Genomic DNA, 14,610 nt, shown 5'->3' with positions numbered 1-14,610 from the left:
CGTCCCCGTGTGTCCGGGTTTGCCGAGGACTCGGTGATTCCGTTCTGTACGGCTATGTCGGTTTTTGGTCCGTACGGGGAGCGTGAGGCGTCCCTCACCGTAGCGGGAGGTTGACAGCCCGAAGCGCGCAAAGCCCTCGTGAGCCTCCCGGGGCCCCTTCCTGAATATGGGGAGTCGTCAGCCGCTCATTCAGGGCGGCACATGCGTACTCAGGCACCGGCAAACCCCCATTCATGTCGGCGCTACCGGTAGACTGGTGGACAATCCCGCTTCCTCGCGGGAGTCGTCGATACAAGCCGAACGACGCAGCCGCTCCCGCCTGCCGGAGAACGGCCTGTGCTGTGCCAGAAAGGGCGCTTCGTGGCCGATTCCGGCAACCCCAACGAGAACATCCCGTCCACGGCCGGTGAGCCGGGCGAGGTCACCGCCTCGTACGACGCCAGCGCGATCACCGTGCTCGAAGGCCTGGACGCGGTCCGCAAGCGGCCCGGCATGTACATCGGGTCCACCGGTGAGCGCGGTCTCCACCACCTCGTGCAAGAGGTTGTCGACAACTCGGTCGACGAGGCCATGGCCGGGCACGCGGACACCATCGACGTCACGATCTTCGCCGACGGCGGGGTGCGCGTGGTCGACAACGGCCGCGGTATCCCGGTCGGCATCGTGCCGTCCGAAGGCAAGCCGGCCGTCGAGGTCGTGCTCACCGTCCTGCACGCGGGCGGAAAGTTCGGCGGAGGCGGTTATGCCGTCTCCGGCGGCCTGCACGGCGTCGGCGTCTCCGTCGTCAACGCCCTGTCCACCCGGGTCTCCGTCGAGGTCAAGACGGACGGGTACCGCTGGACCCAGGACTACAAGCTCGGTGTCCCGACCGCCCCGCTGGCCCGTCACGAGGCCACGGAGGAGACCGGGACGAGCGTCACCTTCTGGGCCGACGGCGACGTCTTCGAGACCACCGACTACTCCTTCGAGACGCTCTCGCGCCGCTTCCAGGAGATGGCGTTCCTCAACAAGGGACTCACCCTCAAGCTCACCGACGAGCGCGAGGCGGCGAAGGCCACGGCGGGCGCCGACAGCGCCGAGGTCGTCGACGTCCCCGATGAGGAGTCGACCCGCACGGTCACGTACCACTACGAGAACGGCATCGTCGACTTCGTCAAGTACCTGAACTCCCGCAAGGGCGACCTCATCCACCAGTCGGTGATCGACATCGAGGCCGAGGACAAGGACCGCCTCCTCTCGGCCGAGATCGCCATGCAGTGGAACACGCAGTACACCGAGGGTGTCTACTCCTTCGCCAACGCGATCCACACGCACGAGGGCGGTACGCACGAGGAGGGCTTCCGTGCGGCCCTGACCTCGCTGGTCAACCGCTACGCGCGCGACAAGAAGCTGCTGCGCGAGAAGGACGACAACCTCACCGGTGAGGACGTCCGCGAGGGCCTGACGGCCATCATCTCGGTGAAGCTGGGCGAGCCGCAGTTCGAGGGCCAGACGAAGACGAAGCTCGGCAACACCGAGGCGAAGACGTTCGTCCAGAAGGTCGTCCACGAGCAGCTGACGGACTGGTTCGACCGGAACCCCAACGAGGCCGCCGACATCATCCGCAAGGGCATCGCGGCGTCCACGGCCCGCGTGGCGGCCCGTAAGGCCCGTGACCTGACGCGGCGCAAGGGGCTCCTGGAGAGCGCCTCGCTGCCCGGCAAGCTGAGCGACTGCCAGTCCAACGACCCGACGAAGTGCGAGATCTTCATCGTCGAGGGTGACTCCGCCGGCGGTTCGGCGAAGTCGGGCCGTAACCCGATGTACCAGGCCATCCTGCCCATCCGCGGCAAGATCCTGAACGTCGAGAAGGCCCGGATCGACAAGATCCTCCAGAACACCGAGGTCCAGGCGCTGATCTCGGCCTTCGGCACCGGGGTCCACGAGGACTTCGACATCGAGAAGCTCCGCTATCACAAGATCATTCTGATGGCGGACGCCGACGTCGACGGTCAGCACATCAACACCCTCCTGCTGACGTTCCTGTTCCGCTTCATGCGGCCGCTGGTGGAGTCCGGGCACGTGTATCTCTCGCGTCCGCCGCTCTACAAGATCAAGTGGGGCCGTGACGACTTCGAGTACGCCTACTCGGACCGCGAGCGGGACGCCCTGGTGGAGCTCGGCAAGCAGAACGGCAAGCGGATCAGGGAAGACTCGATCCAGCGGTTCAAGGGCCTCGGTGAGATGAACGCCGAGGAGCTGCGCGTCACCACGATGGACGTCGACCACCGTGTGCTGGGCCAGGTCACGCTGGACGACGCGGCGCAGGCCGACGACCTGTTCTCGGTGCTGATGGGCGAGGACGTCGAGGCGCGGCGTTCGTTCATCCAGCGCAACGCCAAGGACGTCCGCTTCCTCGACATCTGAGTCGGCCGTACAAGCAAGCCGCAGTGCGAAAGGACTTTGACCAGCAATGGCCGACGAGAACACCCCTGTGATGCCCGAAGAGGAGCCCGTTGTCCCGGGCGTGGGCATGCGAGTCGAGCCCGTGGGGCTCGAGACGGAGATGCAGCGCTCCTACCTCGACTACGCGATGTCCGTCATCGTGTCGCGTGCGCTGCCGGACGTGCGGGACGGACTGAAGCCCGTCCACCGTCGCGTGCTGTACGCGATGTACGACGGTGGCTACCGGCCCGAGAAGGGCTTCTACAAGTGCGCCCGTGTCGTCGGTGACGTCATGGGTACGTACCACCCGCACGGCGACTCCTCGATCTACGACGCGCTCGTGCGACTGGCGCAGCACTGGTCGATGCGCATGCCGCTCGTGGACTCCAACGGCAACTTCGGTTCTCCGGGCAACGACCCGGCCGCGGCCATGCGGTACACCGAGTGCAAGATGATGCCGCTGTCCATGGAGATGGTCCGGGACATCGACGAGGAGACCGTCGACTTCCAGGACAACTACGACGGCCGCAACCAGGAGCCGACGGTCCTGCCGGCGCGCTTCCCGAACCTCCTGGTGAACGGCTCCGCGGGCATCGCGGTCGGCATGGCGACCAACATCCCGCCGCACAACCTGCGTGAGGTCGCCGCGGGCGCCCAGTGGTACCTGGAGCACCCGGAGGCCTCGCACGAGGAGCTCCTGGACGCCCTGATCGAGCGGATCAAGGGCCCGGACTTCCCGACCGGCGCGCTGGTCGTGGGCCGCAAGGGCATCGAGGAGGCCTACCGCACGGGCCGTGGCTCGATCACGATGCGGGCCGTCGTCGCGGTCGAGGAGATCCAGAACAGGCAGTGCCTGGTCGTCACGGAGCTCCCGTACCAGACGAACCCCGACAACCTCGCGCAGAAGATCGCCGACCTGGTGAAGGACGGCAAGATCGGCGGCATCGCGGACGTCCGTGACGAGACGTCCTCGCGCACGGGCCAGCGACTGGTCGTCGTGCTGAAGCGTGACGCGGTCGCCAAGGTCGTGCTGAACAACCTCTACAAGCACACCGACCTGCAGACGAACTTCGGCGCGAACATGCTGGCGCTCGTCGACGGGGTGCCGCGCACGCTCTCCATCGACGCGTTCATCCGCCACTGGGTGACGCACCAGATCGAGGTCATCGTCCGGCGCACGAAGTTCCGGCTGCGCAAGGCCGAGGAGCGGGCCCACATCCTGCGCGGCCTGCTCAAGGCCCTGAACGCGATCGACGAGGTCATCGCGCTCATCCGCCGCAGCAACACCGTGGAGATCGCGCGTGAGGGCCTGATGGGCCTCCTGGAGATCGACGAGATCCAGGCGAACGCGATCCTGGAGATGCAGCTGCGCCGTCTGGCCGCGCTGGAGCACCAGAAGATCACCGCGGAGCACGACGAGCTCCAGGCGAAGATCAACGAGTACAACGAGATCCTGGCCTCGCCCGCGAGGCAGCGGCAGATCGTCAGCGAGGAACTGGCCGCGATCGTCGACAAGTTCGGCGACGACCGGCGCTCCAAGCTCGTGCCCTTCGACGGCGACATGTCCATCGAGGACCTGATCGCCGAGGAGGACATCGTCGTCACGATCTCCCGCGGCGGCTACGTCAAGCGCACCAAGACGGACGACTACCGCTCGCAGAAGCGCGGCGGCAAGGGCGTCCGGGGCACGAAGCTCAGGGAAGACGACATCGTCGACCACTTCTTCGTGTCCACCACGCACCACTGGCTGCTGTTCTTCACGAACAAGGGCCGGGTCTACCGGGCCAAGGCCTACGAACTGCCGGACGCCGGCCGGGACGCGCGCGGCCAGCACGTCGCGAACCTGCTGGCGTTCCAGCCGGACGAGCAGATCGCGCAGATCCTGGCGATCCGTGACTACGAGGCGGCGCCGTACCTGATCCTGGCCACCAAGGGCGGCCTGGTGAAGAAGACGGCGCTCAAGGACTACGACTCGCCGCGTTCCGGAGGCGTCATCGCCATCAACCTGCGCGAGACGCAGGACGGCAGCGACGACGAGCTGATCGGCGCGGAGCTGGTCTCCGCCGAGGACGACCTGCTGCTCATCAGCAAGAAGGCCCAGTCGATCAGGTTCACCGCGACGGACGACGCGCTGCGCCCCATGGGCCGTGCGACCTCGGGCGTGAAGGGCATGAGTTTCCGCGAGGGCGACGAGCTGCTCTCGATGAATGTTGTCCGGCCCGGTACGTTCGTGTTCACTGCCACCGACGGCGGGTACGCGAAGCGGACCGCGGTCGACGAGTACCGCGTCCAGGGCCGTGGCGGTCTGGGTATCAAGGCCGCCAAGATCGTGGAGGACCGTGGTTCGCTCGTCGGAGCGCTGGTGGTGGAGGAGGCGGACGAGATCCTCGCCATCACGCTGGGCGGTGGTGTGATTCGTACGCGAGTCAATGAAGTCAGGGAGACGGGCCGTGACACCATGGGCGTCCAACTGATCAATCTGGGCAAGCGTGATGCCGTCGTCGGCATCGCGCGCAACGCCGAGGCCGGTCGTGAGGCCGAAGAGGTCGACGGGACCGATGAGGCCGAAGGCGCCACGGTCGAGGCCCATGCCGAGAACGTGGTCGAGGGCACAGTCGAGGGCACGGCGCCTTCGGCCGGGGAGCACGAGGAGTAGAGCGTGAGTGGAGCCACGGGCGCAGGTTCGGCCGCTTCCGGAGCAGGCGCGAACGGCGCCCGTGGCCCTGCCACGGACTCCCAAGGGGGCACTGTGACGGACACTCGGGGACCGCAGCCGAAGTACGAGGGGTACGCGACCGGGCCGTTGCCCGGTGAGCGGGAGCCCGCACCGGGCCAGGCGGGGCCCTACCACCCGCCGCAGGCGTACCCGTCCCCCGCGGGCGGTACGCAGGGTGGCGGCACACAGGGCGGAGCACAGGGCGTGGGCGGCGTACAGGCGACCCGGCTGCCTCGGACGGGGGCGCGGACGACTCCGCGTACCCGTAAGGCGCGGCTGCGGGTGGCGAAGGCCGACCCGTGGTCGGTGATGAAGGTCAGCTTCCTGCTCTCCATCGCGCTCGGCATCTGCACGGTGGTCGCCGCCGCGGTCCTGTGGATGGTGATGGACGCGATGGGCGTCTTCTCCACCGTGGGCGGAACGATCAGCGAGGCCACCGGTTCGAACGAGAGCAACGGCTTCGATCTGCAGTCGTTCCTGTCGCTGCCGCGCGTCCTGATCTTCACCTCGGTCATCGCGGTGATCGACGTGGTGCTGGCCACCGCGCTGGCGACGCTGGGCGCGTTCATCTACAACCTGTCGGCCGGCTTCGTGGGTGGCGTGGAGCTCACTCTCGCCGAGGACGAGTAGGCCACCGGGTATCGATTTTGGGACTGGCCCCGACGTGCGCTAATCTTCAGAAGTCAGCGCAGCAGCGCGGCGGGGCTATAGCTCAGTTGGTTAGAGCGCATCCCTGATAAGGATGAGGCCACAGGTTCAAATCCTGTTAGCCCCACCAGCACGAAGGCCCCTCACCGGCAACGGTGGGGGGCCTTCGGCGTATGTGGCGGACATCGGCTTCCGTGGCTCGATACGACCGCCCGCAGCCGCTTTTCGATTCCCCGCCGTGTCCAGGCTCCTGGAGGGCTCCGCTCGCGCGGGCCGGCAGGTTCGGGCAGGGGCGGGGCAGGCCCGTGGCGGAGTGCCCGCGCGGATCAGCTGGGGATCAAAGCTCCGCGGCCCGGGCGCCGAGGTCCCCGCACCGCGCATGCCGCAGGGTGGCGAGACGGATCAGCCCGGTCCTGGAACGCGACGAGGCCCTGCAGGGCTCTCGACAGGGACTGAAGCCCCAGGAGCGCCGTGCGGGCGCACGGAAAAGGCCCCCGCCGGTGTGGAACCGGACCAGGGGCCTGGGCGTGTGCGCGGCGCGCTCAGGGTGGCAGCGGGGACGAGTCCCCGGCAGCGGTGGCGCCGTGGGTGGATCGGAGGCTGTTCGCCGTGTGCGCGGTGTCGGTGGCGTCCGGGGACAGCTGGCGGGTGGCCGGGGAGGAGCCGTGAGCCTCGGCGCGGATGCGCTGCTTCATCGTCGGTGGCAGCGCCCTGTCACGCGGAAGGGTCCATCGCACGGACGGGGTGGTCGCGGTTGCCGCGGTCGCACCCGTGTGCTCGTGGCTCGTGGTCGCCGGCTCCGCGGCCGTGGCCTGGGCGGTGGCCAGGCCCAGCGAGGCGAGAAGTGCGAAGAAGGCGGTGATGAAGGCGGTCCAGATGCTCTTGACCCTGAAGGTGCTCATGGCCCCTCGCTTTCAGGTGGTCCGGTTTGCTTACCTTTCCGATGATGTGGATCCGGGCCGGGGAATCCGGGACCGACGCCCCCGGTGCGCCGATCTTCCGATGAACACCACTCTTATGGTTCAACCAGCCCGAAAAACTGCTTCCGAGGCGTCGCGAGAGGCTCTGAAGGGGCTCCGGAACGAGGTGCCTTCGGCTTCCGGGCAGGTCACCGAACGGTATCGGCCGGTGTGTATAGTCGGGCGGCAGAAGTCCCTTACGTCAAGGAAAGACGAGGTCGCGCGGTGAAGAAGCTTCTCCTGGTCGCACTGGCCGCCATCGGCGGGCTCCTCGTGTACCGCCAGATCCAGGCGGATCGCGCCGAGCAGGATCTGTGGACGGAGGCGACCGACTCCGTGCCCGCAGGTTCGGGTGTGTGAGACGGAACAGTCTGCTAGAAGCCCCGGCCGCCGAGCGGCCGGGGCTTTGTGCTGTCCGGGAGCCGTCGTCGCACGCCGGTGGCATTCCTGTGAAGTTCCCGTTGGCACATTATTGACTTGCATAGGCAAAGTCGCGGGCTCCTGAGCGCTCGCCTTCCCGCGCACGGTGCGTACCGGGTGCAGCTCGCACGCGTCGCGCGGCCGGCGGCCCGCGCCACCACGACGGCGCCGGACGCGGTCACGCCGGTTGCGGAAGCTTCGGGGTACGGCCAACTCTCCGGCACCTGAAGGCGGTTGAAGGACGCGCGGATCGAGGGTGGATCGGTCGCCGGTGACGCGCCGGTCAGGCCGTCCGGGGTCAGCGGGTGCGCTACGAGGTGGAGTTCGCCGATACGTGCCCCTGCGTGCTCGCGGGGGACCACTGGGCCGAGGCGGCCGGGATCGCCGGGAAGGCGCACGCGTCCGCCGCGTGCCGCGCGTGGTGCTTCGCAAGGGAGGCCGCCCCGGCCCCGGCGCGGTGCGCACACTCCCGTACGAGAGGTGGCAGCTCGTGCGAAGACGCCAAAACGAGGGCGGCGGCAGACACCGGCGGTACGGGCGGTGCAGGATGGACCGGCATCGCGACCGCTGCCGGCGCGGGCGCCGTGGCCGCACCGGTCGCCGGGCCCGTGCCCGTACGCAGCCGCAGAGCAAGCACGCAGACGACGAGGGGAAGCGCGTGAACAGGCAGCGCAACAAGGGCCGGGTGACGCTGGCGGCGCTCGCGGCGATGTGTGCGGTGGCGGCGCTGCCGGGGCAGGCGCACGCGGCCGACGGCCCCGCGGCGTACACCTTCGATCCGGCGGCGGCATCGGTCCAGGGCGCGGAGACGAACGCCGAGGCGCAGGAGCTGAAGCCGGGATCGGTCTACAAGAGCTCCATCGAGGCGAACCAGAAGCTCTATTACCGGCTGGAGCTCGACGACAGCACCGATGCGTACGTCTCCGCGGTGGTCGTGCCGAAGGACGGTGGGAAGGTCGCCTACGGGGACGGCATCACCATCAGCATCAGGGATCTCGACGACAACCGGTGCAGTTCCGAGGACGCGGCCTTCGAGTCGGCGGAGTTCCCGCGTCCGATCGCCGCGTACGCCCACCGGACGGTCCGCAAGGACAGCACCATCTGTCAGGCGGGCGGTACGTACAACGTCCTCGTCGAGCGGGAGAGCAAAGCCACCTCGTCGCCCGGCGCCTGGGACCTGGAGCTGCGCTTCGAGACCGAACCCGCGCTGAAGGACGGTGAGACGCCACCGACCGAGGCACCGGAGGACTGGCCCTCCTCCTCCCCGGCGCCCGCCGCGGGCAAGCAGAAGCGCGCCGGAGGCAGCAGCTACTACGACGCGACCAGCATCGAGGCCGGGGAGTGGGTGGACGCCGTCGCGCCCGGGCAGACGCGCTTCTACCGGGTGCCCGTGGACTGGGGCCAGCAGATCTTCGCCACGGCCGCGTTGAGCAACAGCGGCACCTCGACCGAGTTCCTGGGCAACGTCCTGGCGGTGGCGCTGGACAATCCCGCCCGTGGTCATGTGGAGGACGCGACGTTGTCGTACGCAGGGGCGCCCACCTCGGTGGCGCTGGACCCGTTGCCCCCTGTGGCCTACGAGAACCGATACGACGTGGCGTCGGACGTCAGCGCGATGCGTTTCGCGGGCTGGTACTACCTCTCGGTGACGCTCTCCCCCAAGGTCGCCGAGCACTACGGCAAGGACCCCATCGGCCTGACGCTCAAGGTCAACGTCGTCAACGACAGCAAGCCTTCGCCGTATCAGGGGGATGCGGGCATCTTCGGCGTCACCGACGACGACAGGGACATGGCCAAGAGCGGTCAGAGCGCATCCGAGGCCGGCCAGAGCGACACCATGAAAATGGTCGCGGCGGCCGGCATCGGCTCGGGGTCGGTCCTGGTGCTCGGGCTCGGCGCGTGGACGCTGCTGGCCCGGCGCAGGGCGGCTGCCGTGCCGCCGGGAGCGGGTGGCCACCAGCCGCTCGGAGGACCGCCGCCGCAGGCCTGGTGAACCGGTCAGGCCTGGGTGAGCGCCCAGATGCCCACCGCGAAGCAGATCAGCGCCACCAGCAGGACCGGGATCGCCACCTTCGGGGGCGGTCCCGGCCGCTTCACGGGGGACGGCTGCGGAACTGCTGCGGGAGGAGCGGCCGTCCGGGGAGCCTGGGGATGCTGGGCGGTGTAGGCCCGGGTGGGCGGCGAACCGTACGGCACGGCGGACGTGGCGGCCTGTGCGAAGTCCGCCGGAGAACCGTCGGCGTAGGGGGAACCCTGGAGAGGAACCGGAGGGGCGGGCGGCTGCACCCCCTGGTGTGGGGGTGGGCTCTGCTGCGGCGGCGGCGCGAGGTGGAAGCTGCCCGTCTCCGACATCGCCGGGTGCGGCGCGTACGGCTGCTCTCCGGCGCCCTGGGGCTGCTGTGACGGCTGAGGCGACGGCTGGGGCGCCGACGTGCGGCCCGAGGCCTGGACGGGCGCCTGAGGGCCGTTCAGGGCCCCGGCAGCGCCGTCAGTTCCTTCCGGTCCTTCGGGGCCGAAGCCGGCGGGCAGAGGGCCGATCTGATCGAACACCTCGACCGGTTCGTCCTCGGCACCCTCGTCCGGCAGCATCTCGACCGCTGCGGCCAGTGCCTTCCGCGCGCCGGTGGCCGTACGGAAGCGGGCGTGCGGGTCAGGCTGCAGCAGACCGGCGAGGACCTGCCACATCGGCTCCGGCACGCCCTGCGGGGCACCAGGGGTGCCGTGCGCCGCGAAGTACTCGATCAGGGCCTGGGAGTCGGGCTTCTGCCCCTGGAGCAGGTAGAGCGCGACGAGGCCGACGGCGAACAGGTCCGCCGGGAAGTCGGGCTCCGCACCCATCATCTGCTCGGGCGCGAAGTAACCCGGCGTGCCGACCACGTAGTTGGTCTCGGTGAGCCGAGGCTCTCCCTTGCGCATCGAGATGCCGAAGTCGGAGAGCCGCAGATGCGGCCTGCCCTTACCGGTGGCCTCCATGAGGATGTTGGCCGGCTTGATGTCCCGGTGCACGACCCCCTCGGCGTGCACGGTGGACAACCCGGAGAGCAGCTGGTCGAGCAGGAGGCAGACGAACCGCGGGGGCAGCGGCCCGTAGTCGCCGATGACGTGCGCCAGCGAACCGCCGCTGACCAGGTCCATCGTGAAGAGGACCTTGTCGTCGTCGGCCGCCCAGCTGGCCGGGGCGAGCACGTGCGGATGCTCGATGCGCAGTGCCTGTTCACGGACGAAGCGCAGCAGCGTGTGCGCGTCGCTCTGCTGGAGAACCTTCGCCGCCACATACCTGCGGCGCCTGTGGTCCCATGCGCGCCATACGGCGCCGACCCCACCACGTCCGATCGGATCCACCAGCTCGTACCGACCAGCGAAGACCTCACCCATCGCGCTGCGCCCGCTCCCGTTCACGTTTCGGTTCGTGCCCCGGCTGTCGGGATACTGCCGCGGCCCTGCCGCCTGGGGACGGTTCCGCCCCTGGGTCCTGCTTCAGCTCTGGTGGCCCTCGTAGTGTGCGACCGCGTCGGCGGTGCGTCCCGCTCCGTAGACCCTGAGGAACTCTGCCAGCTCGGGGTGGGCCGGGGCGAGCGAGTCGGCGGCATCGATGATGTCGCCGGCCGCGGCGACCGAGCGCAGGAGCGACTGGATCTCCCGGACGACACGCCGCACCGTGGGGGCTCCGCCGGTGGTGGTGGTCTGGCCGGTGCTGGTGAGGACCGAGCCGCCCTGGGACTTCTTGATCTCCTCCATCCGGTCGGTGGCCTCTCCCGCGCTGATGCTGCCGTCCGCCACCTGGCCGGCGAGCTCCTGGAGTGCCTGGACCCGCTGGACGACCGCCGGATTACCGATCTTGGCCCGCTGGCCGCTCATCAGTTGGGAGAGCATAGGGGCGGACAGCCCGAGCACCGCCGCGAGGCGTGCCTGGTTGAGACCGAGGTCGTCGATCAGCCTGCGGAAGAGCGCCCCCAGCGGCTCCCCGTACCAGCTGCGCTGGAGCTCCCTGGCTCTAGCCGTGGCCTCTTGCTGCGCTGCGTCCATTGCGTCTCCCCTTCGCTGCGGCTTCGCTGCTGCGAACCTCGTCGTGCATCTTACGGAGAGCCGTTGCGGACCGGGAGCCCCAATCGTTTTGGAGGATTCAGGGGGTCACCCGGTACTCTGTTCTGCGACGGATGTCGCGGCATGAATGTGTCCCGTGGTGTCCGCATTTGGGGGCCTTAGCTCAGTTGGTAGAGCGCTGCCTTTGCAAGGCAGATGTCAGGAGTTCGAATCTCCTAGGCTCCACATCCCAGAGTCCCCCGGATCCGCTTCAGTGCGGCTCCGGGGGACTCTTCGTTGGTTCTGGGCTCACCCACTGCCTGGCCTCACGGTCGATCCGGACTCACGTGCCGGATCGGGTGCCCGTGCGTGCTCGGCCTCCTGCGCAGTTCCTGTTTCACGTGAAACAGGGAGGCTCGTGTGAGAGCCCTCTGTTTCACGTGGAACGACGAAGGGGTGCCGGAGACCATGTGGTCTCCGGCACCCCTTCGAGGCGGCCTGCCCGGGAAGGTCGGGCAGGCGGAGCCTTGCTCAGTGGCGGTCGTCGCGGCCCTCGTCGTCCGTCCCGTCCGACCCGGCCTCGGCGTCGTCCTGCTTGGCCCGGACCTCCGGGTCCAGCACGGGCTGGCCGCTGCCGTCGACGGAGGTCAGCGGGGTGCGGTCGTCCACCTCGGTGGGGGCGGGCGGCTCGACCAGCCAGTCCGGGTTGGCCTGCTTGTCCCACCACTTCCAGGCGGCGAACGCTCCGCCCGCAAGGGCGCCCAGGACGACGAAGCCCTTGGCCAGCTTGCCTGCCCTGGCCCGTCGCTCGTGCTTCCTGACGAGCTTCTGGATCTCCTTGGTCGTCACCTGGCCACGGAGTGCCGCCAGTGCGGCAGCGCTGCGGGCCGTCGCCTCTTCGGCCATGGGCCGGCTCGCCGCCACCGCGTACTCGACACGCGGCACGGTGTAGTCGGCCGCGGAACGGGCGGCGCTGCGCGTCCGAGAGGCGGCCCTGTGCGCGGCCTCGTCGACCTTGGGAGGCACATGGGTCAGTGCCTGTTCGATGCGCGGTGCGAGATGCGCGCTGTACTGGACGCGGGCCTGGGCGGCTGCCTTCGACACCTTGGGCGCGAGCAGTGCACGAGCCTCCTGCGCGTAGTGCGCGGCCTGTTCCTTGGCCGTGTCGGCGTACGGCGCCACCACTTCCGCGGCGTGCTGCGCACTGTCCTTCGCCGAGTAGGTTGCGGCGCGCACGCTGTCGATGCGGGTCACGGGATCCTCCTCCTTGGTGGCGGGTAGGTACTCCGCCTATCCACCCATTTCGAAATCATGCCCGCTGAGGCATCGAGCGCCATGCGGGACGGGCATCCGGGTCATAAACGTCATTCTCGGGCAAAGTGGTGCAAGAGGAGCGTGCCGCAGACGATGCCACGGTTCGTGTCGGGGCGCTTCACCTCCTCGCGCACATGGCCGCATCTGTCCCGCAGGAAGTGTGGGAAAGGTGCAGGAAAGCGGGCAACGAGGTGAGTGCCTGATGTCCCGGCCTGTGACCGGCCGGTGCGGCGGGGGCGCCGTGTAAGGATCGGTGGTCACCAGCGAAGACGGACGGAAGGCAGACCGTGGCCGAGGAGCTTTACGCCACTTTGAGGACCAGCCGGGGTGACATCGAGATCCGGCTGCTGCCGAACCACGCTCCCAGGACGGTCAAGAATTTCGTCGAGCTCGCCAGGGGTGAGCGCGAGTGGACCGATCCCGCGACCGGGAGGAAGTCCACGGACAAGCTGTACGACGGAACGGTCTTCCACCGTGTCATCGGTGGCTTCATGATCCAGGGCGGTGACCCGCTGGGCAACGGGACCGGCGGTCCCGGGTACGAGTTCGGCGACGAGTTCCACCCGGACCTCGCCTTCGACAAGCCGTACCTGCTGGCGATGGCCAACGCGGGGCCGGGTACCAACGGCTCGCAGTTCTTCGTGACCGTCTCGCCGACCGCCTGGCTTACCGGCAAGCACACGATCTTCGGGGAAGTCGCCGGCGATGCGGGCAGGAAGGTCGTGGACGCCATCGCGGCGTCTCCGACGAACCCCCGGACCAACCGGCCCCTCCAGGACGTGGTGCTCGATTCGGTCGTCATCGAGACCCGCTGACCCTCTGCCGGACGTGCCCGCGGCCCGCCTGTCCGAAGTACCGCGGATCCGGCACGGGGAACCAACCGCCCTGTTCGTCCGTACTGTTACATAGCGGGCGAGCGGGGCGGACGTACATGTGCCGCCTCCACGGACGAGGACCGAAGGGGCCGTGACCGATGGAGCAGCAGCCGCCGAACGACCAGGACGGGTCCGCGGCTGCGGGCGGTCCCCCCACGTGTTACCGGCATCCGGACCGCGAGACGGGGATCCGCTGCGTGCGATGCGAGCGGCCGATCTGCACGGATTGCATGATCGAGGCGTCGGTGGGCTTCCAGTGCCCGGAATGCGTCCGTGAGGGGACGGGCGCGGGTCACCACCCGGCGGCGAGCCGGCCGCGCACTCTGGCGGGTGGCAGCGTCGCCGCCGATCCGAGGCTGATCACCAAGATCCTGCTCGTCATCAACATCGGCGTCTTCATCGCGGTCTCGGTGGCCGGACGTCCCCTGGTCGACGATCTCCTGCTGTTCGGCCGGGCCTACTCGGGGGATCCCGCGGCCGGGGTGGAAGGAGTGGCGGAGGGGCAGTGGTACCGCCTCCTCACGTCGATGTTCCTGCACCAGGAGGTGTGGCACATCGCGTTCAACATGCTGGGCCTGTGGTGGCTCGGCGGCCCGCTGGAAGCGGCCCTGGGCCGTGCCCGTTATCTGACGCTCTACCTGCTCTCGGGTCTCGCGGGCAGCGCTCTCACCTACTGGATGTCCGACCCCGCGCAGGGATCGCTCGGAGCGTCCGGAGCCGTCTTCGGGCTGCTGGGCGCGACGGCGGTGCTGATGCGCCGGATGAACTACGACATGCGGCCCGTGATCGCGCTCCTCGTCGTGAACCTGATCTTCACCTTCAACCCGTGGGGGGCCATCGCCTGGCAGGCGCACGTGGGTGGGCTGGTCGCCGGGACCCTGATCGCGATCGCCATGGTCCACGCTCCGCGGGAGCGCCGGAACCTCGTGCAGTACGGCACGTGCGCGCTGGTGCTGATCGTGGTCGTGGGCATCGTCCTCGCCAGGACCGCCGCGCTCACCTGAGCGGAACCAGTTGCTCCAGAGGGTGGGTTGTCCACAGAGCGTGCCGGATCTTGTGCATGACGTGTGGAACAGGTGTGCCCCTTGTCGCTGAACAGGGTTTTCCCAGTCAGGACAAGGGGCGTAGGCTCCCGCGATGCGCCAGTGTGTAGTCACACCGGCGTCAACTTCGAGGGAAGTTATCCACAGATCGTCTGACCTTTTCCCCTACCTGTGGATAACTCTGTGGG

Annotated in this window: 11 protein-coding genes and 2 tRNA genes; 9 read left to right on the top strand and 4 right to left on the bottom strand. The window is 68.8% G+C overall.

The genetic code is table 11. The features are described 5' to 3' along the window. The first annotated feature begins 336 nt into the window (after positions 1-336). From gyrB to ACFY8O_RS20005, 4 genes are all read left to right on the top strand, one after another. Positions 337-2,406 (top strand): DNA topoisomerase (ATP-hydrolyzing) subunit B, encoded by a 2,070-nt coding sequence (gene gyrB / locus ACFY8O_RS20020; RefSeq protein ID WP_145808031.1) that lies wholly within the window; start codon positions 337-339, stop codon positions 2,404-2,406. Between the two features lie 46 nt (positions 2,407-2,452). Then, a complete protein-coding gene (gyrA, locus tag ACFY8O_RS20015) occupies positions 2,453-5,080 on the top strand; it encodes a DNA gyrase subunit A (protein ID WP_145808033.1) in 2,628 nt (875 codons plus the stop codon). A gap of 93 nt (positions 5,081-5,173) precedes the next feature. After that, entirely contained in the window at positions 5,174-5,770 is a 597-nt protein-coding gene (locus ACFY8O_RS20010) for a DUF3566 domain-containing protein (protein WP_145808035.1), read from the top strand. Positions 5,771-5,841: 71 nt separating this feature from the next. Then, positions 5,842-5,918 (top strand) — tRNA-Ile (locus ACFY8O_RS20005). 412 nt (positions 5,919-6,330) lie between these two features. Here ACFY8O_RS20005 and ACFY8O_RS20000 read toward each other — a convergent pair. Beyond that, positions 6,331-6,690, bottom strand: coding sequence for a DUF6344 domain-containing protein (locus ACFY8O_RS20000; protein ID WP_145808159.1), 360 nt, complete (start codon positions 6,688-6,690; stop codon positions 6,331-6,333). A 282-nt stretch (positions 6,691-6,972) separates the two neighbouring features. Here ACFY8O_RS20000 and ACFY8O_RS19995 point away from each other — a divergent pair, with 282 nt between their 5' ends. Together ACFY8O_RS19995 and ACFY8O_RS19990 are read left to right on the top strand one after the other, a co-directional pair. After that, positions 6,973-7,107 carry a DLW-39 family protein gene (locus tag ACFY8O_RS19995; RefSeq protein WP_003958712.1) on the top strand — a complete coding sequence of 45 codons (135 nt, stop codon included), beginning with the start codon at positions 6,973-6,975 and terminating at the stop codon, positions 7,105-7,107. Between the two features lie 718 nt (positions 7,108-7,825). After that, positions 7,826-9,160: a hypothetical protein gene (locus ACFY8O_RS19990; protein ID WP_387904156.1), complete on the top strand. Its 1,335-nt coding sequence runs from the start codon at positions 7,826-7,828 to the stop codon at positions 9,158-9,160. Positions 9,161-9,165: 5 nt separating this feature from the next. Here ACFY8O_RS19990 and ACFY8O_RS19985 read toward each other — a convergent pair whose 3' ends face one another. Beyond that, positions 9,166-10,542 carry a serine/threonine protein kinase gene (locus ACFY8O_RS19985; RefSeq protein ID WP_387904556.1) on the bottom strand — a complete coding sequence of 459 codons (1,377 nt, stop codon included), beginning with the start codon at positions 10,540-10,542 and terminating at the stop codon, positions 9,166-9,168. Between the two features lie 102 nt (positions 10,543-10,644). Continuing rightward, complete coding sequence (locus ACFY8O_RS19980; RefSeq protein WP_145808165.1) at positions 10,645-11,193, bottom strand: helix-turn-helix domain-containing protein; 549 nt, start codon at positions 11,191-11,193, stop codon at positions 10,645-10,647. A gap of 170 nt (positions 11,194-11,363) precedes the next feature. On the opposite strand from ACFY8O_RS19980, the gene ACFY8O_RS19975 reads away from it, so the two are divergent. Further along, positions 11,364-11,436 (top strand) — tRNA-Ala (locus ACFY8O_RS19975). Between the two features lie 285 nt (positions 11,437-11,721). Here the strand turns inward: ACFY8O_RS19975 and ACFY8O_RS19970 are convergent. Then, positions 11,722-12,444, bottom strand: a complete 723-nt coding sequence (locus tag ACFY8O_RS19970; RefSeq protein ID WP_387904153.1) for a DUF5324 family protein — start codon at positions 12,442-12,444, stop codon at positions 11,722-11,724. A 347-nt stretch (positions 12,445-12,791) separates the two neighbouring features. Here ACFY8O_RS19970 and ACFY8O_RS19965 point away from each other — a divergent pair, with 347 nt between their 5' ends. Then, positions 12,792-13,319 (top strand): peptidylprolyl isomerase, encoded by a 528-nt coding sequence (locus tag ACFY8O_RS19965; RefSeq protein WP_145808169.1) that lies wholly within the window; start codon positions 12,792-12,794, stop codon positions 13,317-13,319. A gap of 158 nt (positions 13,320-13,477) precedes the next feature. Continuing rightward, on the top strand, positions 13,478-14,383 hold the full coding sequence (locus tag ACFY8O_RS19960) for a rhomboid family intramembrane serine protease (protein WP_387904150.1): 906 nt from the start codon (positions 13,478-13,480) through the stop codon (positions 14,381-14,383). Positions 14,384-14,610 lie beyond the last annotated feature (227 nt).

The sequence above is a fragment of the Streptomyces argenteolus genome, from assembly GCF_042902585.1.
In the GTDB taxonomy this organism is placed as follows: Bacteria; Actinomycetota; Actinomycetes; order Streptomycetales; family Streptomycetaceae; genus Streptomyces; species Streptomyces argenteolus.
Note: the sequence above shows the minus strand (reverse complement) of the source record. Positions and strands in the feature narration are given on the sequence as shown.

Excerpts from the sequence above, each read along its gene's own strand:
- gyrA (WP_145808033.1), top strand. The coding sequence starts at position 2,453 with ATGGCCGACGAGAACACCCCTGTGATGCCCGAAGAGGAGCCCGTTGTC.
- ACFY8O_RS20000 (WP_145808159.1), bottom strand. The coding sequence starts at position 6,690 with ATGAGCACCTTCAGGGTCAAGAGCATCTGGACCGCCTTCATCACCGCC.
- ACFY8O_RS19985 (WP_387904556.1), bottom strand. The coding sequence starts at position 10,542 with ATGGGTGAGGTCTTCGCTGGTCGGTACGAGCTGGTGGATCCGATCGGA.
- ACFY8O_RS19980 (WP_145808165.1), bottom strand. The coding sequence starts at position 11,193 with ATGGACGCAGCGCAGCAAGAGGCCACGGCTAGAGCCAGGGAGCTCCAG.
- ACFY8O_RS19960 (WP_387904150.1), top strand. The coding sequence starts at position 13,478 with ATGGAGCAGCAGCCGCCGAACGACCAGGACGGGTCCGCGGCTGCGGGC.